Annotated in this window: 12 protein-coding genes; 3 read left to right on the forward strand and 9 right to left on the reverse strand. The window is 27.0% G+C overall.

Annotated features, from left to right (window positions below; all coding sequences use genetic code 11):
* Positions 1–40 precede the first annotated feature (40 nt).
* The 3 genes from HUJ77_RS00170 to HUJ77_RS00180 form a co-directional block, all read right to left on the reverse strand.
* A complete protein-coding gene (locus HUJ77_RS00170; RefSeq protein WP_291706545.1) occupies positions 41–3337 on the reverse strand; it encodes a sensor histidine kinase in 3297 nt (1098 codons plus the stop codon).
* A gap of 206 nt (positions 3338–3543) precedes the next feature.
* Positions 3544–4515 (reverse strand): sensor histidine kinase, encoded by a 972-nt coding sequence (locus HUJ77_RS00175; RefSeq protein ID WP_291706546.1) that lies wholly within the window; start codon positions 4513–4515, stop codon positions 3544–3546.
* Positions 4516–4857: 342 nt separating this feature from the next.
* The gene (locus HUJ77_RS00180; protein ID WP_291706547.1) at positions 4858–5568 is read right to left on the reverse strand and encodes a LytTR family DNA-binding domain-containing protein; all 711 of its coding nucleotides are present in this window, start codon (positions 5566–5568) and stop codon (positions 4858–4860) included.
* Positions 5569–5884: 316 nt separating this feature from the next.
* On the opposite strand from HUJ77_RS00180, the gene HUJ77_RS00185 reads away from it, so the two are divergent.
* Complete coding sequence (locus HUJ77_RS00185) at positions 5885–6634, forward strand: 3'-5' exonuclease (protein ID WP_291706548.1); 750 nt, start codon at positions 5885–5887, stop codon at positions 6632–6634.
* 39 nt (positions 6635–6673) lie between these two features.
* On the opposite strand, the gene HUJ77_RS00190 is transcribed toward HUJ77_RS00185, so the two are convergent.
* Positions 6674–14749: a hypothetical protein gene (locus tag HUJ77_RS00190; RefSeq protein ID WP_291706549.1), complete on the reverse strand. Its 8076-nt coding sequence runs from the start codon at positions 14747–14749 to the stop codon at positions 6674–6676.
* 335 nt (positions 14750–15084) lie between these two features.
* Between HUJ77_RS00190 and HUJ77_RS00195 the strand changes: the two genes are divergently transcribed.
* Positions 15085–18516 (forward strand): isopeptide-forming domain-containing fimbrial protein, encoded by a 3432-nt coding sequence (locus HUJ77_RS00195; protein ID WP_291706550.1) that lies wholly within the window; start codon positions 15085–15087, stop codon positions 18514–18516.
* Positions 18517–18824: 308 nt separating this feature from the next.
* On the opposite strand, the gene HUJ77_RS00200 is transcribed toward HUJ77_RS00195, so the two are convergent.
* The 5 genes from HUJ77_RS00200 to HUJ77_RS00220 all read right to left on the reverse strand — a co-directional run bounded on the left by HUJ77_RS00200 (position 18825) and on the right by HUJ77_RS00220 (position 22757).
* Positions 18825–19685: a DUF11 domain-containing protein gene (locus tag HUJ77_RS00200; RefSeq protein WP_291706551.1), complete on the reverse strand. Its 861-nt coding sequence runs from the start codon at positions 19683–19685 to the stop codon at positions 18825–18827.
* A gap of 16 nt (positions 19686–19701) precedes the next feature.
* Positions 19702–20229 (reverse strand): hypothetical protein, encoded by a 528-nt coding sequence (locus HUJ77_RS00205; RefSeq protein WP_291706552.1) that lies wholly within the window; start codon positions 20227–20229, stop codon positions 19702–19704.
* Positions 20230–20527: 298 nt separating this feature from the next.
* Positions 20528–21499, reverse strand: a complete 972-nt coding sequence (locus HUJ77_RS00210; RefSeq protein ID WP_291706553.1) for a carbohydrate kinase — start codon at positions 21497–21499, stop codon at positions 20528–20530.
* Positions 21500–21852: 353 nt separating this feature from the next.
* Entirely contained in the window at positions 21853–22260 is a 408-nt protein-coding gene (locus HUJ77_RS00215; RefSeq protein WP_291706554.1) for a hypothetical protein, read from the reverse strand.
* A gap of 110 nt (positions 22261–22370) precedes the next feature.
* Positions 22371–22757 carry a (deoxy)nucleoside triphosphate pyrophosphohydrolase gene (locus HUJ77_RS00220; RefSeq protein ID WP_291706555.1) on the reverse strand — a complete coding sequence of 129 codons (387 nt, stop codon included), beginning with the start codon at positions 22755–22757 and terminating at the stop codon, positions 22371–22373.
* A 244-nt stretch (positions 22758–23001) separates the two neighbouring features.
* Between HUJ77_RS00220 and arr the strand changes: the two genes are divergently transcribed.
* The gene (gene arr / locus HUJ77_RS00225; protein ID WP_291706556.1) at positions 23002–23448 is read left to right on the forward strand and encodes an NAD(+)--rifampin ADP-ribosyltransferase; all 447 of its coding nucleotides are present in this window, start codon (positions 23002–23004) and stop codon (positions 23446–23448) included.
* The last annotated feature ends 154 nt before the right edge of the window (positions 23449–23602 follow it).

Below are 23602 nucleotides of genomic sequence, written 5' to 3' on the forward strand. Positions count from 1 at the left end.
TCTAATAGTTAAACTTACTTCATATAGAAAGCTAGTAATTTTACTCCATTAAAAAATCCTTTCCTTTAAAAGAATGTATATTTTCTATATTAGAAAATATTTCATTAGTATTTTCTTCTATATTTTCTAATACATCAGGAAGTCCTATAGTAAATCTACTTCCTTCATTAACTTCACTTTCAAGTTTAATATATCCACCATGAAGCTCAACTATATATTTAACAAGAGTAAGTCCTATACCACTACTAGTTGCCTTGGCAACTCCTGTACCTTCAACTTGTGAAAATCTCTTGAATATAAATTCTTGATCAGCTTTTGATATTCCAATCCCCGTATCTTCCACAGTTATTTCAATATAATTTGGAACCTCTTTAATATATAATCTTATTTCGCCACCGTCTTTATTATACTTAATAGCATTACCTAATAAGTTCACTATACATCTTTCAATTTCAGTTTCATCAAAGGATATAATCTTTTCTTCTATATCAGGATCTATTATAAAAGATAGCCCTTTTTCTTCTATATAATTTTTCATATTCAGTGCAGTTTCCTCAACTATATAAACTATATCATTGTTTTTCTTAGAAATCTTATATTTTCCAGTTTCTATCTTTGAGCTATCTATTATATCATTTATTATTTTTAATAGATTCTTACCGCTTTTGTGAACAATCCCCATATACTGATTAATTTTATCATGATTAATGCTTTTATCCTTATTAAGTAAATTTATTAATTGTACTGTAGATAAAATAACATTTATTGGTGTTCTTAATTCATGAGATAAGTTTACAAAATAATTATTTTTAAACTTCTCATTATTTATTAATTCTTTACTTAGTCTTTTATTTTCTTCTAATTGTTTATTTAAATTCTTAGTCTTTTGATTAACTAAATGTTGTAATATCTTAACATAATTAGCTACATAAATAACAATTATTAATAGTATTAAAATATATATTGTATATGCTAAAGGAGTTTTCCAAAAAGGGTTCTTTACCTTTATATTTATACTTACCTCTTTAGTTAATTCTCCATGTCCATCTCTAGCTCTTACTTTTAGAACATACTTTCCAGGCTCTAAGGACTTAATATTTATCTCACTAGTCCTATCAAGATATATCCAGTCCTTATCAAGTCCTTCTAGAATATATTCATAAGTAGTATTATTTAAACTTTCATAATTAGGTAAGAAAAAATTAATATTTAAATTTTTATAATTATAATCTAAAACAAGTTCCTCACCATCATAAGTAACTTTATTATTTCCAACAAAAATATCACCAATTACTACCTCATCATCATTCATATCATAACTAGATAAGTCATTTGGATTAAAATATGTAAAGCCTTCCGTACTACCAAATATCAGTGTTCCATCTTTAAGCTTTAAACCTGAATTCAAGTTAAATTGATATCCATATAATCCATCCATCTTAGTGTAATTGGTTATGATATTATTTTTTACATCATACTTATTTAAGCCTTTATTAGTACTTATCCATATATCGTTATTATCATCAATTAAGATTGAGTTTATATAGTTATTAGTTAATCCCTCAGCTGTAGTATAAGAAATAAATTCATTTTTATCTACGTCAAATTTAGAAACTCCAACATTAGTACCTATCCACAAGTTTCCTAAATTATCAAAGGTCATACAATTTATATAATTGTTAATTAAAGCATTTTCATCCGAATAATCCTTAGTATATCTATCTATTACGCCTTTTTCCTTATGGAATTTAATTAACCCAGTTTCAATTCCACCTAACCAAAGAATATTTTCATCTTCATTATCTGGTAAAATTATTTTTACTTCACCTGGATTTACTCCATATTCCATCAAAGCTTCACTATAATAAACCCTTTCCTCTTTCTCTACATTATAAGTATAAAAGTCACTTGTTGAAGCTAACCATACAACTTTTTCATCATAATATAGATAGTTTAATTCTTTAGAGTAATCATCTCCTATTTTTCTTTTTATATAGGTTTTATTTTCAGTATCAAAGATTATAATATCCTTATTAGTTAATATAACCATATATTTATCTTTTAGTTTAAACATAGATTTTATATATATATCACTAAAAGATAAATCTGTTTCTTCAAATAATGATAATTCTAAATCTCTAGTATCTTCTTTATATATATGTATTCCATTGAATTTAGTTGCTATCCATATAGTATCATTATGTTGCACTATAGATACTATGTTCCTACTTTCCTTACTGATATAACTAAATAGTACATTATCATTTAATACATTTACTCCTTTGTCTGTCCCTATCCAAATAGTTCCATTAAAATCTTCAAAGAAGCATGTTATAACACTACTAGAAATTGAATTATTTGCACTTATATCCTTTCTAAATACATTAAACGTGGTTTTATCTACTGAATATTTTATTGCGCCATCACTTGTAGATAACCATACATTATTTTTACTATCGTTAAAAATAAAATTGCTATAAAAATTAACTTTATTCTCCTTAAATTCATAAGCATTAGTTATAGTACCTTCTTTTAAATTGTGTTTTTTTGCTCCCTCACTATCAATTATATATATATGGTCCTTTTCCTCTTCATATATATTGTATACATAAGTATATTCCTTAGTAGATATCCATATATTCCCGAAATTATCCTTTGACATATGGTTAATAAAGGATTTTTTTTCTGATTTACTCTTCTCTATTGCTAAGTTTTCATATATTAAATTCAATCCTAATCTTGTCCCTACCCATAACCTTTTCTCTCCATCTTCCTCCAAGCAGGTTATTGATGAACTACTTAAAGAATTACTATCATTAGGATCATGATAAAATGCTTGTACACTTGCATCTTTAAGATTAAATTTCATTAACCCATTATCTGTACCTACCCACATTACATTTTCATCGTAACTACTTTTTAATAAGGATGTTATCTTTAAGTTTCCTAAATTATATTTATCATATATATCCTTCATTCTTACTATTGTATCTGATTCTTTGACTAAAAAGTCTAATCCATTATCAGTTCCTATCCAAAGGTTTCCATTAACATCTTCTTCTATTGCGGTTATATAAGTTGAACTTAAAGAATTATCTTTTTTAGGATAGCAATTATATATTTTTATTCTTTCACCATCATATCTATTAAGACCATCTTTAGTTCCTATCCACATATATCCCTGACTATCTTGAAATATAGTCGTTACATATTCGTTTGAAAGTCCATCATGGATAGATATACTCTCAAAATTAGAATCATTTAGTACTTCTGAATATGCTCTTATAGGAAATAAAATAATTATTAAAATAAATATTATTATTTTCTTTAATCTCATATTTTTAAACCTCATACAGTTAAATTTACTATCATAAATATTTTTGTATTATTATTCTACTGTATTTTTATTAATCAAATTTAATTTTGTCGTAAAATGTCTTTTTTCGTTGTCGAATTGCATTTGTATTTACTTTTTTAAGTAATTATTGAATTTAAAAGAAAAAATAGGTTACATAAGTAACCCTATTAATTTAAAATTCAAATTTATTGTATCATTATATATGTAGTAAATATATTATTCTTATGACTTCTATTTATATAGCCATTATATTTTTTTATTATATTATCTACCTGACTTAGTCCAATGCCACTTACTTCAGTATTTTTAGTAGATAAAAATCTACCATTAACTTCATTTATATATCCATTAGTGCTATTACTTATCTTAAAAACTAAAATATTATTTTCTGAGGCTATTTTTAAATTAATAAATCTATATCCTTTCACATTAGTACAGGCTTCAATGGAATTATCAATAAGGTTTCCAAGTACAGTACTAATATCTACATTAGAAATTTTTATTTTTGAATTTATCTTTAGATTTAATCTTATATCTATATTTTTTTCTTCTGCAATTTTTATTTTACTTAATAATATAGAGTTAACAGCTATATTATCTGTATAAATATTTTTATCTAACTTGCTCATACTGTTATCTATTTCATTTATATATTCTATAACTGCCTCTTTACCACTAACTTGAAGCAATCCTAAAATCACACTAATATGATTTTTAAAATCATGTCTCCATCCAATCATTTCAGTATACATATCTCGAATTTCCTTATCGTGAATTTTACGATTTAAATTCATTTTCAATAAAAATTTTTCTTCCATTTCCTTTAAAAATATAGTTAGTATGTATATTAATAAAACTTGTATACTACATAAGCTAAACAGAATAGTTATAATATCAATATTAATTATATCTCTATTGGCTATAACATCTCTTTCAATTATAAAAACTAAAATATGATCTAAAAGTAATATAATTGCAAGACTATATAAAGTTACATCTTTTATTAGTTTTATAAAATTTAAATTTTTAATAAAAAATGATAAAAGAACAAATTGTATAATTTTAACAATAAATACTAATATACTTCTTTTATAATTAATTATTAAAAACATCTCAGAAAATGATACATTAAATATCTTAAAAGCTATAGAATACACTATAAAAGAACTTACTATCATAGTAGTAATGAATAATGATGATAAAAAAAACTTTTCCGATATTCTGCCTTTTCTAAAAAAAATAGGATAAATTAACAATATGAGATAATAAAAAATAATAAAACTTACAATTTTACTTCCTTTCAAATAAATAAATATGTTATTAATATTTATTGCTGGTATAAAAGTATAAAATGTAACCATTATTATGTTAAATAGTTTATTGTATTTATCATATTTAGGAAGCATTATCTTATTAAAAAAGTATAATATCATAAAGGAACTTATAAAAGTAATTATTAATTCAGATATATATAAAAATGTCATAAAGCTATTCAATCCTTACTCACAAATATAATTTATAAAGGTTTCATTAACCTCTTTATACTTTCCCCTACTTATAGGTATATTAACTCCGTTTTCTAGCATGATATTATTTTTTACTATGGACTTAATGTGCTTAATATTTACTATATAAGACCTATGGCATCTTACAAAATACTCATTTGGCAGAATCATTTCTATTTCACTTATATTTTTTCTTACTGTAATTTTCTCAGAATTTGTGTGAATATCTATATATGGAGAAAACATAACAAAATAATATATTTCATTATAATCTAATTTTATAACCTTCTTAGATGTCTCTAAAACAAATGATGATACTTCTTCATCATTATTAATTCTATCTAAAGTTGTATCTAAACAATAATATAAATCCGTTATTTTTATAGGCTTTATTAGATATTGTAATGCTCGAACTCTATAACCATGTAATGCATATTTAAAAAGTCCTGTTACAAAAACAATATCTATTTTTGTATTTTTTTCTCTTATTATATTAGATAATTCTACCCCTGACATTTTACTTAAATTTACATCTAAAAATATAATGTCATATTTATTATAATCTGACCATTCAAATAAAAATTCTTCTGCAGAATTAAAAGTATCTATGGATATTTTAGTATCCTTTTCCTTTGCCCAATTATGAATATGATTATTAAGTAAATTAATTTGTACATCTTGATCTTCACATATTGCTATTTTCATAGATATAATCACCCCTTATATGATGCATATTCTACAAATGTTATCTTCTACTATTATTTAATATTATTTCACTTTATATGACTTAATAATCAGAATTTCTATTACAACTTATTTTCACCTAAAAACAAACCATAAATTATCTAAATTCATCTTAATATTATACTAATTATATTTGATTTTTCAATAATAGCTAAGAAATTTTTTTGGATTTTTATAAGTATCATTAAATATAAAGATATTTTTATGAAAGTAGTATATTATAAAGACCTTAATATTATATAATTTGAGCATACTATATTTAAAAGAGGTGATTTATATGAAATATATTATATTTGATCTAGAATTTAATCAAAGTTCTAATAAGGAAGATAAAATTCCTCAATTGCCTTTTGAGATAATACAAATTGGAGCTTTAAAACTAGATGAGGATTTTAAAACTATTTCAACCTTTAATGAATTAGTTAAACCTACTGTTTATAAAAATATTATTCCTTATGTTCAAGAGCTAACAAAAATTACTGAAGAAATCCTTCATTCAGCTAAAAACTTTACAGATATTTATTATGACTTTACGAATTTTATTGGAAATGAAGAGGTAACCTTTGTTATATGGGGACTTGTAGACTTAAGAGAATTATATAAAAACATTATTTACTTTAATCTTCCTACTGAAAATCTTCCTAAACTTTATATAGACATCCAGCATTATGCTAGCAAGCATTTTAATATTCCACATAAAAAAAGTATTGGTTTAAAAAATGCATTGAATTTTCTAAATATACATATAGAATCTGAATTTCATAACGCCTTTAATGACGCTTACTATACAGCTGAGATTTTTAAAGAATTATATACTGATTCAATAGAGTCCAAAGTTTATTCTCATACTCCTATTAGAATAAAATCAGAGCCTAAGAAAATAGTTAATTATGATGCTTTAATTCTTCAAATTGAAAAAATGTATAATAAGAAATTAAATTCTGAAGAAATAAGTATGATAAAATTAGCCTATAATATGGGCAAAACTCACCAATTTCTTATAAAGGATGACGAAAGCCAAAATTAATAAGGAGCTGTTGCTACAGCTCCAAAAATAATTATTATATTAACATAGATTTATTATTTGAACTCTATAAACTACTGTTATTATTTGTCCAGGTGTCATAGTATTTAAATCAAATCCTACAGCTGGATTGTAATTTGGATAAGCTACTCCATTTATAGTTACTGATCCATTTACAAATATAGTGTTATGAGGTATTGGGTCTATAAATATAACATTAGTTGCATTTATATTTCCTGTGTTTTGAATAACAATTGTATAAGTGATTTCTTCACCAATAGTTGCAAACTTCTTGTTAGCTTCTTTAGTAACTGTTAACTTACCTAAAGCTATATTAGTTGTTACAGTGTTTGAATAAGTGGTATCAGTATAAGGTGGTTGTTTTGGATCTACCAAATAATCAAAAGTAATAAATGCTTTGTTAGTAACTTGATTAGTAGGTGGAACTGATACTACTGTTGCTGTAAATTGTACTGTTACAACATTTCCAATGCCTATACTTCCTAAATTAAATCCTACAGTTGGATCAAAGGTTGGTTGACTTATATTATTTACCTTAACACTATTTGCTTTAAATACTGCTCCTGTTGAAGGTACATCTTGGAATACTACATTATTATCAATAACATTTCCATTGTTAGTTAGAGTGATAGTATAAACTAAATCATCTCCAATTGTAGCTATTGGCTTATCTACAACTTTAACTGCAGTTATCTTACCTAAAACAATATTAGTTATTACAGTATTACTTGGTTGATCCTTAGTAATAATATTTCCATTTGGATCTACTTTATAACTAAATTGAACATTAGAAGTATTACTTATATATGACGGTGTTGGCAGAGAGGTCACCTTAGCATTAAAGGATACAACTACAGTTTGGTTTGGTGCTAAATCAGATAATTGGAATCCAGTTACTGGATCTAATGATGGATAAATTATACCATTTATACTTACAGTTCCTATAGCGTAAATTAATCCTGCTGCTAATATATCTGTAAAGAATATATTAGTAGCATTTACATTTCCTGTATTAGTTATTGTAGAAGTATAACTTACAATATCATTAACCTTTGCATACATCTTATCTACTGTCTTTACATTTGATAAAGTTCCTACATTTACATTAGTTGTAACAGTATTTGAAGTAGCACTTATAGGATAACTAGAACCTTGTGGGTCCACATAATAAACACCATTTGATATAGCATAGTTAGTTATTTGTGGTGGTGTTGGTAAAGTGTTTATTATAGCCTTAAATTCTACTAATGAAGTATTACCAGATACAAGATCAGGTAAATTAAATCCTGATATTGGATCATAACTTGGATAACTTAATCCATCAACCTTTACAGTTCCTGACTTAAAGGCAGCTCCATTAGATAAGAAATCTGTAAAGAATAATCGAGAAATAGTTGTAGTACCATCATTTTTTACTTGAACACTATAATTTAATTCATCTAATATAGTTGCATATGCCTTATCAACTATTTTTCTTGCTGATAATGCAGGTCTAACTAATATTGTTGAAACAGTATTAGATTGAATAGATTTTTCATAATATTGACCACTTGGATCTACCTTATAAGAAAAAGTTCCTATTGCATAGTTTAGAGCTGCTCTACTAGTTGGATTATTAATAACTGTTGCTGTAAATACTACAGTTACACTATTTAAGGTATCGATATTTCCTATATTAAAACCTACATTAGGATCATAATTTGGATAGGTTATACCATTAACTTTTACAGAACCCAAATTAAATAATATATCTTGTTGCAAATTATCTGTAAATACTACATTATCAGCAATTACATTTCCATTATTACTTACAACTACTGTATAAGTTATTATATCTCCCATAGTTGCATAAGCTTTATTCACACTCTTAACTAAATTCAATGAGCCTACATTAATTTGTGTTGTTACTGTATTAGAATTTACAATAACAGTTATATCAGCTCCATTTGGATCAATCTTATAGGAAAAGGTTATATTTGCTGTATTACTTACTAAAGATGGATTTGGTAATGAAGTTACTAAAGCATCAAAAGTTACTATTACAGTATCACCAGATATTATATTTCCTAAAGTAAAGCTTGCATAAGGGTCAAGAGCTGGATAAGAGATATTATTAACCTTAACTGAGCCTGTAACAAAGGTTAATCCAAAAGGAATTACATCTCTAAAATTAACATTTTTAGCTAAAGTATTTCCAGCATTAAATATAGTAACTGTATAAGTTATTACATCGTTTATAGTTGCATATGACTTACTTACAGCTTTATTAACTTGTAAGCTTCCTACATTAATTACAGTTTGTACTGTATTTGATTGTACACTTCTTGCAATTGGAGAATTAGATGGATCTATATAATACTTATAGGAAATAGTTGCAAAGTTATAAATAGTATGATCTACTGGTAAACTTTGAACCCTTACTGCAAAAGTTACTGTTATACTTCCAAACCCTATAATATCTGCTAAAACAAAGCCTGTATTTGGATTGTAATTATCATAGGTTACACCATTAATCTTAACAGAACCTGCTATAAAGCTAGCATTTGCTTGAATTATATCTTGGAAGAATACATTAAAGGCATTTGCATTACCACTATTATTAATAGTAACTGTATAATTTAGTGTATCTCCTATAGTTGCATAAGCTTTATCTACTGCCTTAGTTGCTGTAAGAGTTGCTATTTTGATTAAAGTTGTAACTGTATTTGAAGTAGTTGTTCTAGTTACAGGTTGATCTGAATCTGTTAATTTATAAGTGAAGGTAACATCTGAACTATTATTAATTTCTCCACTTTGAGGTAATGAATCTACTTTTACATTAAATATGACAATATGAGAAGTATATGGAGGTAAATCTGATAAATTAAAACCAGTATTAGGATTAAAGCTTGGCTCTGAAACTCCATCTACTACTACACTTCCAGTTATAAAGGATGCAGAACTTTGAATTAAATCCTTGAATATTAAATTAGTAGCATTTACAGAACCAGTATTTCTAATTAATACTGAATAAGCTAAGGTATCTCCAACAGTTGCATATGCTTTATCTACTGATTTAGTAATAGTTAATTCACCAAAAGCCACATAGGTTTGTGTGGTATTAGTGTTAATTGTTGCACTAATAGTTTCTGTTCCTGAAAGATAGTCATAATTATAGGTTGCAAAGTTGTAAATTATATTATTTGCTGGTCTACTTATTATAGTAGCTGCAAAAGTAATTGTAGTAGTTGTTCCTGCTAATATATCATCAATATTAAAGCCTGTACTAGGATTAAAACCAGTCTTTTGTGCTCCATTTACATAAACAGAATTACTTACAAAGGATATATTTGAGTCTAATATATCTTTAAAGAATCCATGTTGTGTTGGTACATTCCCATCATTCTTTAAAGTAACTATAAAGTTTAAAGTATCTCCAAGTTTGGCAATTGCCTTATCTACAATCTTATTAGCAGATACTATAGTGTCATAAACATAAACTGTAGTTGTATTTGATGTCTTAGTTTTATTTATAGGTTGTCCTTGTGGGTCCACATAATAGCTATAATTAATATCAGAACTGTTTAATAATTGATTATTTGCTGGTATTGAATTTGCAGTTACAGTAAAACTAATAGTAGTACGTCCACCTATATTAATATTGTCTAATGGGAAACCTGTATTAGGATTATAATTGGATCTATTAACTCCATTAATAAATACTGAACCTGCATTAAAGCTAGATTCTGCTTGAATAATATCCTTAAATAGAAGATTTTGAAGAATTGTATTTCCAGTATTAGTTACAACAAAATTATAGGTTATTACATTACTTAATCTTACACTACTTCTATCACTAGCTTTAGTAATAGTTAAATCACCATAATTAATAACAGTAGTAACAGTATTACTAGTTGCAGTTCCATTAATATAAGGTTTTGTAGGATCTAATTTATATTGATAATTTAAAATAGATGAGTTTGTAATAACATTATCCTGTGGAAGAGTTGTAACTACTACATCAAAGGTAACTGTCTTAGTTGAACTAGGATTAATAGTTCCTAAAGTAAATCCAACTGTTGGGTCATAGCTTCCAAAAGTTACACCATCTATTTTAACTGAACCTGGTACAAAGCTAATTTCACTTCTAAGATTATCTATAAAATTTGTATTTTCTATATTAACATTACCAGTGTTAGCTATTACAGAAGTATAGGTTAGTGTATCATTAATAGTTGCATATGCCTTATTTACACTCTTAGTATTAGTTACATTCACAGTAGTAATATTAGTTGTAACTGTATTACTAGTTAAAGTACCATCAATATATGATGAAGTCGGACTTAATTGATACTTAAAGGTTATATTAGCTGTATTATTAATTTGTGGTGGAGTTGGAACTGAAGTTACAGTAGCATTAAATACTACTACTGAATATCCTCCTGGTAAAACATCATTCATTAAGAATCCTGTATTTGGATTATAGGTTGGTTTGCTTACACCATCTATTACTACAGAACCATTAACAAAAGTAGCTCCACTTGGAATAATATCTTTAAAATTAACATTTGATAAAGTTACTGTTCCAGTATTATTTACAGTAATTGTATAATTAAGAGTATCTCCAATAGTTGCATAGGCCCTATTAACAGCCTTTGTTAAATTAGCTGAATAGCTATTAATAATAGTAGTTACTGTATTGGAATTTGAAGTCCTAGTTATAGGTTGATCTGCTGGATTTACATAATAACTATATGAAACTATAGCACTATCATTTACAGTATTAGGATTTGGCAAGCTATTAACTTTTACTTTAAATTCAATTGTAACAACTTGTCCAGTATTCATATTACCTAAAGTAAAACCAACTTGCGGGTCATAATTTGGTTTACTTACTCCATTTACTATTACAGAACCAGAAACTAAAGAAATTTCTGATTGAAGAATATCTGTAAATAAAGTATTTATAGCTGTTGAGTTTCCATTATTAGTAGCTGTAAATGAATAGGTTAAAATGTCACCTACACCTGCATAACTCTTATCTACACTTTTTATTAAATCTATTTTCGCAACTGGTATATAGGTTCTTACATCATTTGAATATACTGTTCTAGTTATTACTGGACTATCTGGACTTTGCTTAAAGGTTACTGTAACTTCAGACATATTAGGAATATATCCAACAGGAGTGAAATCAAGTATCTTAACACCAAATACTACTGTTGTTGTATCTCCTGGATGCATATCTGGAACTTCAAATTGATTACTTGGATTGTAATTTGGATAATTTATTCCATTAATATATACTGTTCCTTCGTAAAACTCTAAAACTGTTCCTATATAATCCGCAAATTTAATATTAGTTAAATTTACATTTCCTAGATTTTGAATAGTAGTAGTATAAACTAGGAAATCATTAACTTGTGCATAAGTTTTATCTACGGATTTTATAACAGTATATTTAGCTTCATTAATAGTTGTTTGTACAGTATTAGTTAATACTGTATTAGTTAATTTGCCTCTATTTGGATCTGGTTTAAATTGATAAACTATACTTGCATTATTATAAACTATATTTCCTTGTGGTCTACTATTTACTATTGCTTGGAAGGTTACATCTATAGCATCATCTGGACATATAGTTCCAAGTGAAAAACCTATAGTTGGATCATAATTTGGATAAAGTACTCCATTAATAGCAACAGTTCCTGGTACAAAGGAAATATAAGATTGTAAACTATCTAAAAATACAGTATCAGTGGCATTTATATTTCCACCATTAGTAACTTCTACTTTATAATACAAGGTATTACCAATTTCTGCATAAGATGTATTTACGCTTTTAACAGCATTTATACAAACAAAATTAGCAACTGTCTCAACAGTATTAGAAGTTTGCTCTGAATCTATAACTGTTCCACCTGGTATAATTTGATATCTAAATGGAACCTGTGCTGTATTTAAAATTGAAGTTCCAGGATTTATACTATTTATCAAAACTTTATACTCTACGTTAGCAGTTTCCTGAGGGTTTATTGCAGATGGTAAATTAAAACCTGTAAATGGATTTAAATTAGGATAACTTACCCCATTAATTTTTACACTACCACTTACAAAGGTAGCTCCTGGTATTGCTGCTTCTAAAATTGCCACATTATTTGCAGGGATATTGCCCATATTTGTTAATCTTAAAGTATAAGTTACTGTATCTCCTACACTTGGATAATTATTGTTATTACATCTTTCCCCAATAATATCAATAAATTGAACTGTTATACTAACAGAATTACTAGCTATAGTTTTTGTTCTTAAATAGTCTACTTGATTATACATATATCCAAAAGTAACAAAAGCTATATTATTTACTTTTGTCGATGAAGGAATTGAATTTACCTTAGCTTGAAAAACTATTTCGTTTATAGCTCCCACTGCCATATTCGGCAAATTAAATCCAGCTACTGGGTTATAATCAGAATATTGCACTCCATTTACCAAAACTGTTTCTGGTACAAATGAAGAATTTACATCTAGTTTATCTTGGAAGAATATATTTTGAGCTATTTCTGTACCTACATTTTGTATATCAATTGTATAAGTTACTGTATCCCCTACAGCTAAAGCTGTTTTAGATGCTACTTTAGTAAGCTTAACCCTACCTTCTTGAACAATTAATGCTATTGTATTTGTAGTTCCATTATTAGTAATGATATCTATTCCTGATGGGAATTGATAACTATAATTTACATTTTGATATAAAGTTCCACCTGAAGGAACAGAATCAATTCTAGCATTAAATAAAACAGTGGTAACTCCTCTTGCACTAATAGTTCCAACATTTATTCCATTAATAATATTGGCACTTTGATTAGATACTCCATTTATAGTAACTGATCCTGGTATAAAAGAAGATGATGAATTTAATACTGCAGATACTATTACATTATTGGCATCTTCATCTCCATCATTTCTTATTTTTATTGCATAAACTTGTGGTTCTCCAACTTCTACATTATATTCAGAGTCATTATCTATATCATAAGCTTCTAAGGTCGCTATTATATTTGGTGCCTTTGCAGAAACTTGAGAACCTACTACCACTAGCTGAATACCATCTCCAGTTCCAGCAGTAGTTAATTGCCCTGCAACTAAAGTTTGATTAGTTACTAAAGTATTAGATATATTTACATTTGTAATATCCCATTTATTTCTTGCTCCTATCTTTTGAATAGGAACAAATCCATCATTATTATTAACTCCATTAGTACCATTAATATTCAATAATCCATTACTATTATTAAGGGGATCTGCTACATTTATAGCTGCTGAGAAAAAGCTATTTCCTGGATTGTTTGGAGCTGTACCTGGGTTAGGATTTGGTGTATAGACTGGATTACCCACATTACTTAATTGTGCAAAAGAAGGTCCAATAGAAAATACTTCATTTCCATTTAGAGGAGTACCATTTGCAGCTACTATAGTTATACTTCCATTTAAGAAATTAGGATCTGAACTTGTGGTAAATCCAGAAATTGTTGCTTGAAGTGGAGCATTAGCTGTAGCCCCAATAACTCCTGAGCTATAAATTACCTTTTGTGGTCTTAACAAATTATTTCTATATATTACAGTTAAAGACCATCCAGCTCTTGAATTACTTAAACCAGTGGCTGGAATACTTATTGGTACATTAGATACAGTATAATTTCCTGCCATCGCATCTTTTACATAGTTAGTTACATTAGCTGACCTATACCTATCTATGCTTCCAGAAGCTCCTACATAGGTGTCTGTATTATCTGGAGTAATTTGATAACTTCCTTTAGAAGTAGTTAGTGTTATTGGATTATCTTGAATACTTCTAAGATCTAAAGTTCCAGTTACATTACTAAAAACTGTGGAATACCAAAGAAGTTCTGCATAAAGTATCGTACTATTAGCTAAAATATTTAAATTAGCACTACTTCCTGCCTGTGTCCAATCTCTAGTTACTGTGCCATCTACTTTAATTAAATCAGAAGTATTTACAAAAGGTTCAGTACTACTACCACATACAACTAAACTATTTCCAGTTGATATCAATACTGCTTTATCAACTGCTGAAAATCGTTGCATTATTGCCATATTTTTTATCTTCCTTTCAAATTTACATAATTTAATAAAAATTTATTATGAAAACCTATTATTAATATATTAAAGATGAAATTCATTTGTTCCTATGATAGACCTTTACTACAAAATTTAACTTTTATGCATGTCATAAGACTATAAACCTGAATATAATAAAGTACATCTATGTAATTTTACTTATTACGCATTTCTCTCTAATTAATAGTAAAATCAATAGATGTACTTAAAATAAAAAAACTAAATGTTATAATTCCTCATTTCAATTGGAATTATGAAGGCAATTTATACAATCTATAAATTGTATAAAAATATAAGGAGTGAAAATAATTATGGCCTCTAATATACTCAAATTGAGTATTGATAACACTCAAAATATACCCATTATAATAGGAAATACCTCTTCCTTTGATGTAAATATATCTAATTTAAGCTCCACACAAAGATTATATAATTTAGGTATTAAACTTAATTTGCCTGATGGATTAATACTAAGTTCAGCTAGTATTCCCCAGACTTCAAGTATAACTAATGCTGATAATAGTACAACTTACTCTTGGGTTAATATAAAGGATTTAGCTCCCCTTGAAGTAAATTATAAATTTAGCATCACTTTAAGATGTAACACTAAATTTAAAAATGGAACCACAATTCCCTTTGGATATAATTTTTCTAATATAACTCTTTCAGTTCAAGTAGATACTATGCCTAGAGGAATTTATGATGTAGGTAATGAGGTAATTATAGAAAATGTAAATATGAGCTATATAGCAACTAGATTTTCAGGTACTATTACAACATCTGGGAAGGTATTGAAGGGTGCTGGCTACTCTACCTTATTAGCAGATTATACTCAAGTAAATACAGCTACCTGTAAATTTAATAATAATTCAAATGTTTCCTCTTTAGTAAATATAAGAATACTACTAGATGATGGTATTAGATTTATAGGAAATGTTACAACTTCAGGCACAGATGCATCAAAATTCACAAATCCAACTATAAGTAAGGTTAGTATTAATGGAAAGATTTACACTGAGCTTTTCTATGGAAATATTAATCTTTCAATTAGTAGTAACACTACAGTTATATTTAGTTATGCCATTTGGAATAACTACAATGATAATCAAGGCAATAATATTAGTCATGGTACTAAGCTTAATATGTCTGTTAATCTGGATTCTGCTGACCCACTTGTAACTGCTAATTCTTATTACAGTTTTACCCTAACGGCAATGGATTTAATAATAACTACCTCTATAAGTAGGTCTACAGTAGATGTGCAAACCAATGTAACCTACACCTATATTTATAAAGTTGGACAATACTATAATATTCAAAATATTGTTGTACATTATCTTCTCCCAGATGGAATATACTACATTTCTAGTTCTCCTGCCCCTTCCTCTGTAGTAGATAATCCTACTTTAAAAGGCTTTTATCTTGTATATAATTTCCCTCTTGCCACTACAAATTCTAGTAGAACAGTTACTATTAGTGCAAGAGTTGATAGCTTTTATAGATATAAACTTGATGATTCAGGGCTAAATATGCCAGTAGTTGCTGGTGATTCCTTTATAGCTAATACTGATATATTAGGAACCTTAGTATCAACTCTAAATAATGTAACTGATATCAGTAATGTTTCCTCTTCTATAGCTATAGCTACTATAAATAAACAATTTATAAAGGGATATTACAAAGATGGAACCCCTAAAAATATTAACACTCTAGCACCTGGGGATTTAGCAGAATACACTTTAACTTATAATGCATCTAATTTAAAAGCTATTCAAAAACAAATTTATATAGATGATTTTTTTCCATTATCAGTAGATCCTATAAATAACTTGAATTATTTATATACAGGCATTAACCCATTAACTCCACCTCAATTAATAAGTCCTCATGGTGTGGATTTTTATTATGGAGATGTACTTGGACTTTCACTATTTACTATTAATTTTAAAGCACCTATTGCCTTTCTTGGCTCCTCTACAGAAAATGCTAACTTAATGAAATTAAAAGGAATAAATACTGATAAATACAGTTATAGTGGTCGTTCTCAAGTTAATTTTAATATAGGAACTCCAAATTTAACCCTAACTAAATCTGTGTCTGGACCTAACAAAAATGCTATACAATCTAATGAAGTCTATAGCTATACAGTTACTATAAGTAATTCAAATAACTTAAATACAGAAACAGATGCCTTTGATTTTACAGTAAATGATACCTTATCAGCTCTATTTACAGTTAATGAAAATAGCATAAGGGTAAGTGGTAGTGGTAGTTTTAATACACCTATACTTCAAGGAAATAATATATCTTTTTATATAAAGAAATTAGCTCCTGGAAATTCTTTAACCCTTTCCTATGATGTGAAAATAACTTCAGTACTTTCCCCTGGGGTAAATATAACTACTACAGCAACTAATACAAATCCTTATTCACAAGTTTACAATCCCAATAGTACTAACTTTCAATATAGTAATTTAAACAAAAGTGCCTCTATAACTATATCTTCTTTGGCTATTACCCTTACTAAAACTAACTTCCCTGATATATTTAAAGTTGGTTCATTAATAACCTATAGCCTTACAGCAACTATTACTAAAGGTACTATTGCCTATGGCTTATTTCTTAGAGATAACTTGCCAAGTGGTGGCCAAATATATGTAGGACCTAGTTATAGAAATAATAGAGAAATAACCCCTACAGTATCTTCAAATGTAGTTACCTTTCCACAAGAAGGTACCGTTGATGCAAGAGTAAATGAACAAAGTATAAATTATATATTCACAGCTAGAATTAGCAATGCAAATAAAAGTTTAAATGCAACTACCTCCACTCAAAGTAATACTCTTCAATGTATATACACACAAGTACCAGGAGGAAGTTCTATAACTATAAGTAAAAGCTTAACTGTAACCATAAATCATCCAAACCTATTAATGAATTTAAGTGTAACAGATATAACTACTTCAGTAATTTACACTCAAACTGCAAATATAAGCACAAACTCAATATTACAATTTAAACTAAACTTCCAAAATAATAGTGCAATTAAACTTCTTAATGGTACTATAGAAATTCCTATAGATAGTAACTTCTTATTTTATAAAATAGACTCTACAATTTTATGTACTGCCATCTATAATTCATCCTTAAACAAAATTATTATAACTATCCCACAGTTATCAGCCTCTCAATCAGGATATATATTATTTACAGTAGTGCCTAAGGCAAACTTAAAATCAGGAGTAAATATAACCACCCAAGGAACTGCAACTTCTTATTACAATGATATTTCAACTACTAAAGTTTATAGTGGAGAAAAAAGCAATATAATAACCTGCCTACTACAACCTGGAGTCTCATTAAAACCTAATCCTTTATACGCAATAAATGAATCTACTTCCTTTATAGTTACCCCTCCTGGTAATACAGCTAATATCCTTAATTACTTCAAAAATACTGGAGGTGGCTACGATAACTTTAGCTTAATAATACAAAAGGTAGCAATTCCTTACTCCATTTATATTGATGACATTAAAATAGAAGATGTGCCTGCTAATACTCTTTATAATAAAACACTCTCACAAATGACTAATTTAGCTCCTAATACTGAAAAAGTAATAAAGCTTGTAACTACAATTCCTGTTAGCTCACCATTAGGAACTAGATACGATTTTATAGTTACTGCAAAATCAAACACTAGCCCTTATCCTGAAAGAACTGTTACTAATATAGATCCTTACTGATAATGCATAATGCGTAATGCACAATGCATAATTAGGGTGAAAACTCATTCTGAGTTTTTTGAAATGAAAAAATGAAATAGTCAATGAAGAGCCTCTTTACTGAAGCAAAATTGGCATGAAAAAAATGAAAGAATTAAGGAATAAATTCATAATTCAGCTTGTCAGAATTATTTCCGCAATTGTGCATTACGCATTATCAATTATGCATTAATTAAAGTGCATTACTCATTATCAATTGTGCATTGCTTAACGTTTGTTATAAAATAATTTAAGCCACTAATTATATTTTTATCTCTATAATCAGTGGCTTAACAAAATATAAAAAAGGAGTTGTATATAGCTATTGTATTTCTATTAATTAACTTTGTGCATATAGATTCTGTTTTTATTTTTATATATACTTTATTTAAATAGGATATCCCTATAGGTACTAACATGCATATGGAAAAGCCTTCTGTATCTTCTATAATATATTTCTTACCATTACATTTACAAAAGAGAAAACAATTTATTTTCCCCATAATTAAAAGTCCACATTTTCCTTTTATATAACAATTTATTAGTTTAACTCCTGTTATTTTAGGAAAGCAATGAACTTTTGTTATACAATCTATTTCACTAGATAAGTTTATGGTGTTCCTTTGTAGGACTTCTTTAAATAAATTATCTTGGTATTTTGTTTTTACTGTATTACTTTCTTTATGTCTTCTAATTGGATCTTCTTCAATATTATAAATATAGTCGTATTCTATATTTGAAGTATTTTTTATATATGGATATTTTGGTTTTAATATTATAACCTTAAAGGTTATTTTTATTTTTTCTTTAATATTTAGTTTTGTTATATAAAATCCCTTTTCTGGAGTTACACATCTCTTCTTTATATTATTTATGGTTAGTGAATTTTCAAGAAAGCATGTCCCTTGAGGTATATCATCTTGGACGAATATATTATTCACTCTTTCATCACTTATATTAACAATCTCAATAGTGTATTTTAATAAATCAAAAGAGCCTGCTTTTTCTTTATCTACAAATTTAGTTATCTTTATTTTCTCATTAATTATTTGAGTAGATACCATATTACTTAAGACTGTTTTAGTTATTACTGGGCTTAAAGATGATAATTTATATTTATAGTCTACTCTACACATATTTAATACAAACATTTTATCACCTTATTTCCTAGGAAATATTACAATATTCGTCCACATACTGCAATATTGGTGTTATACTAACTATTATTTTGTCATCTTCTAAATATGCTAAAGTAAAATCTTCTATAAGATATCTTAAATTCATTACTTCTCTAATACATATATCCTTTGGAATTATTATAGATGTACTAAAAGACATGGTTATACTTTGAAGTTTATATTTATCTTTATTGCAATAACTATAGGAACAAATTAAAGTAAAGGCTATTTCACCTATAATTATTAGCTTATTCCCAGTATGGTGCTTCCCTTCTAATGTAGTTCCTTCTATGGTATCTATTAGCTTAACATAATTTATATTTATTATTGGCCTAGTTCCTTCTACCTTAATTAAATTTAATCTTTCCTTAAATATAAGACATTTATTTCTATAATATCTCTTTACATAAATATGTTCTTTACAATCTATAGTTTTATAAATATTAAACATCTTGAAAAACTCTAATTTATTTAATAGCAAATCATCACAGGTTATTTTCTTTAAGTTAACCTTCATCTTGGATTATTCTCCTTATTAAGAATTCGTCCTTATATATTATGCTTAATTAAGATTTCTGCACCTTAACCAATATTTTAAAAATGTAATCTCTAGTCTGTAATTTATATGTTTAAATAAATTACAGTAAATAAATTACAGTAAATAATTTAAGTATCTTTAAATTAGTATAAAAATAAACTAAGAAAATTTATTCTTAGTTTATTTTTTAATTTATTCTATAAAATTAATAATACTTCCTTTAAATGTTTTTTAATGTACTCTTGAATTCTAGCATCATAGTTTTCTTTTAACATATTTATATCCCTTTTATTAATGTTAAAACTTCATCTTTATTTGGAAGTGCTCCTATAGCTCCTTTTTTGCATACTGTTAATGCAGCGGTTCCATTAGAAAAAGTTAGTATTTCATTTATTTTTTCCTCTGCTAGATTTATTAATGTATCTAAAGTATTATTTCCCTCTGCAACTTGGTATAAGAATGAACCTATAAAGGAATCCCCTGCCCCTGTAGTATCTTGAGCCTCCACATTAAAGGATGGTGAGAATATTTTTCTTTTCTTTGTTATAAATTCTGCTCCATTTGTTCCCTTAGTATATATTATTAATTCAACATCTCCCTTAAATAGAGATTCCAATGCTTCCTTTTCATCTGATATACCAGTTATAAATTCTAATTCTTCATCACTAATCTTAACTATATTAGATAGTGGTAAAAATTCTAATATTGCTTCTCTACAAGCCTCTTCACTATCCCATAGTGGTAGTCTAACATTTGGATCAAAGCTAATTATACAATTATACTTTTTAGCAAATTCTATTGCCTTTTTGTGAGCATATTTAATTGGGGCTTCTATTAAGCTTACAGAACAAAAATGTAATATACCACCATCTTTAAATACCTCTTCATCTATTTCAGCTTCATTTAAAAGCATATCTGCACTTGGATTTCTATAAAATGAAAAATCTCTTTCCCCATTTTCTTTTAGTGATACAAAAGCTAATGCAGTATTAGCTTCTTTAGTTCTTAAAACCTTTGAAGTGTCTACTCCTAAAGCTTCAACCGTTTCCAATATATGGTCCCCTGGGGCATCTAAGCCTAACTTTGTTAGCATTTGTGATTTACCACCTAGTTTTGCAACTGCTGCTGCTACATTAAGAGGTGCTCCACCAGCAACTCTTGAAAAATTATTTACATCCTTTAAGGCTACTCCCTTTTCATGTGGAATAAAATCTATTAAAGCTTCACCTATTGAAATTACCTTCTTCATTCTATTACCTCCTAATATATAATTTCACAAAAAATATAACTTTATAAAAAAAGTTATCACAACTAGATATAATCAGCTAATGTGATAACTATACTAATTTAACAAATTAAGCCATTAATTAGCATTATTAAATCTTATTATAATTTACTATTTTGTTTTATTTACTTTTTCCTTAATCTAAACCAATCCTTGGACCTGAAAAAATAAAGTATATTTTCTATTCTCATATAAATTATCAGGATATGCAACCCTTAATTTCAATTCAATTCCATATTTTTAATAATATACAACTTAAATAAAATCTTTTCCAACTTTATTTCTACATATTTCTTTTACTAAAATAATATTAATCACTATATAACTCCAACACCATTTTTCTTCATATATTCATTTAATTCTTCTTTACAATAGCAATTATCCTTACAATCACATATTCTAAGAATCATTTTATCTTTTATTTTAGCCTTTTCTTTATTAACTTCTTTTTTTAATATATTAACCCTTTTTTCAATAATGTTATTATAAATTAAAACCAAAATTATAACTCCATAGAATTCGTATCTTTTCCAAACTTCAATTAGACTATAATTACTTGTAACAAAACAATATACTATTGCTCCTAGTATTCCTATAGTTGAAAGTAGAATCTGGCTTTTCTCATATTTTTCAAGAACTTTATTCTTTGCAATTAGGCTATCTACCTTAATTTTAATTTCCTTACTTATACTTATATTAAATCCTTCCCCTTCATATTTACCCAAAAGTCATTCCCCCTAAAATATCTACTTAATAAATACTACTTAAAGAGAAATGTAAATATGCTATATTTTATAGCTATTATAATTAAATATATAATATTGAAGCATTAATACTAGTATTTTTTTAACAATTCATTAATTATATCAATATCTGCTGGAACCCAAGTTTGTAATGATAATTCCTCTAATGAAGCCCATTTAGCATCATTATGTGCATTTAAATTAAGACTTCCACCACATATTTCACACATAAAGCAATCCATATTTAAATGAAAATCAGGATAATCATAATTTACTGTTGTTATATACTCTATAATTTTAATGTCTAACTCAAGCTCTTCCTTAATTTCACGTATTAATGCTTCTTCTTTAGTTTCTCCAGACTCTATCTTTCCACCTGGAAATTCCCACATATCCTTAAATTCTCCATAGCTTCTACGAGTTATAAAAATCTTATCTTCCTTTTTTATTACAGCTGCAACTACATTTATTATCTTCATAATTCTACAGTCCTTCTTAATCTTTTATTTTATATAAAAACTATATATAATTTTATTTTCTATAAAAAATAAAGCAATATAATATATGTTAAATATTATATCACTAAAAAAAGATAACTTACCCTTACTAGTAAAGTTATCCTTCCACCTTAATTATATCATTTAAAAAACATAAAATATAGACTTATATTCCCCCCTTTAGCTGTGATAATATGATGTAAATATAATAAAAAGGAGAATTTATATGAGTATTGAAAAGAACAAATTCACAACTTCTAAATCAAATACAATTTTAGATAATGGACCTTTTTATCACGGAACAAAATCTAATCTTAAAATAGGAGATTTAATTAATATAGGATTTTCATCTAATTATGGTGAAGGGAAAAAAGCTAATTTTGTTTATATGACAGCAACTTTAGATGCAGCTATATGGGGAGCAGAGCTAGCAATGGGTGATGGCAATGAAAGAATATATATAGTTGAACCTACTGGTGACTTTGAAGATGATCCTAATTTGACTAATAAAAGATTCCCTGGAAACCCTACCCGTTCTTATCGTACAGCCTTCCCCTTAAGGGTAATTGGTGAATTAACTGAATGGAAAGGTCATTCAGAAGAGGAACTTAAAATTATGAAGTATAATTTAAAAAAGCTTAAGGAACAGGGTATTGAAGCAATAAATGAGTAATTTAATTATTTAATGTCTATTTCTTTTTATATCTAAAAAATACTCTAAGGGATTTAATTTCCACTTAGAGTATTTTTAATATTCGCTACTTATATTAAATTACTATAGATTTATTAGCTTTATTAATTAGCTTGGCAGGTATTTCTTCATGTAA

This window comes from Clostridium sp., from assembly GCF_021443865.1.
Classification (GTDB): Bacteria; Bacillota; Clostridia; order Clostridiales; family Clostridiaceae; genus Clostridium.

What these genes read in the sequence shown, in the direction of transcription:
- HUJ77_RS00220 (WP_291706555.1), bottom strand. Translation starts at nt 22,757, where the DNA reads ATGAAGATAATAAATGTAGTTGCAGCTGTAATAAAAAAGGAAGATAAG.
- arr (WP_291706556.1), top strand. Translation starts at nt 23,002, where the DNA reads ATGAGTATTGAAAAGAACAAATTCACAACTTCTAAATCAAATACAATT.
- HUJ77_RS00205 (WP_291706552.1), bottom strand. Translation starts at nt 20,229, where the DNA reads ATGAAGGTTAACTTAAAGAAAATAACCTGTGATGATTTGCTATTAAAT.
- HUJ77_RS00180 (WP_291706547.1), bottom strand. Translation starts at nt 5,568, where the DNA reads ATGAAAATAGCAATATGTGAAGATCAAGATGTACAAATTAATTTACTT.
- HUJ77_RS00170 (WP_291706545.1), bottom strand. Translation starts at nt 3,337, where the DNA reads ATGAGATTAAAGAAAATAATAATATTTATTTTAATAATTATTTTATTT.
- HUJ77_RS00210 (WP_291706553.1), bottom strand. Translation starts at nt 21,499, where the DNA reads ATGAAGAAGGTAATTTCAATAGGTGAAGCTTTAATAGATTTTATTCCA.
- HUJ77_RS00195 (WP_291706550.1), top strand. Translation starts at nt 15,085, where the DNA reads ATGGCCTCTAATATACTCAAATTGAGTATTGATAACACTCAAAATATA.
- HUJ77_RS00185 (WP_291706548.1), top strand. Translation starts at nt 5,885, where the DNA reads ATGAAATATATTATATTTGATCTAGAATTTAATCAAAGTTCTAATAAG.
- HUJ77_RS00190 (WP_291706549.1), bottom strand. Translation starts at nt 14,749, where the DNA reads ATGGCAATAATGCAACGATTTTCAGCAGTTGATAAAGCAGTATTGATA.
- HUJ77_RS00200 (WP_291706551.1), bottom strand. Translation starts at nt 19,685, where the DNA reads ATGTTTGTATTAAATATGTGTAGAGTAGACTATAAATATAAATTATCA.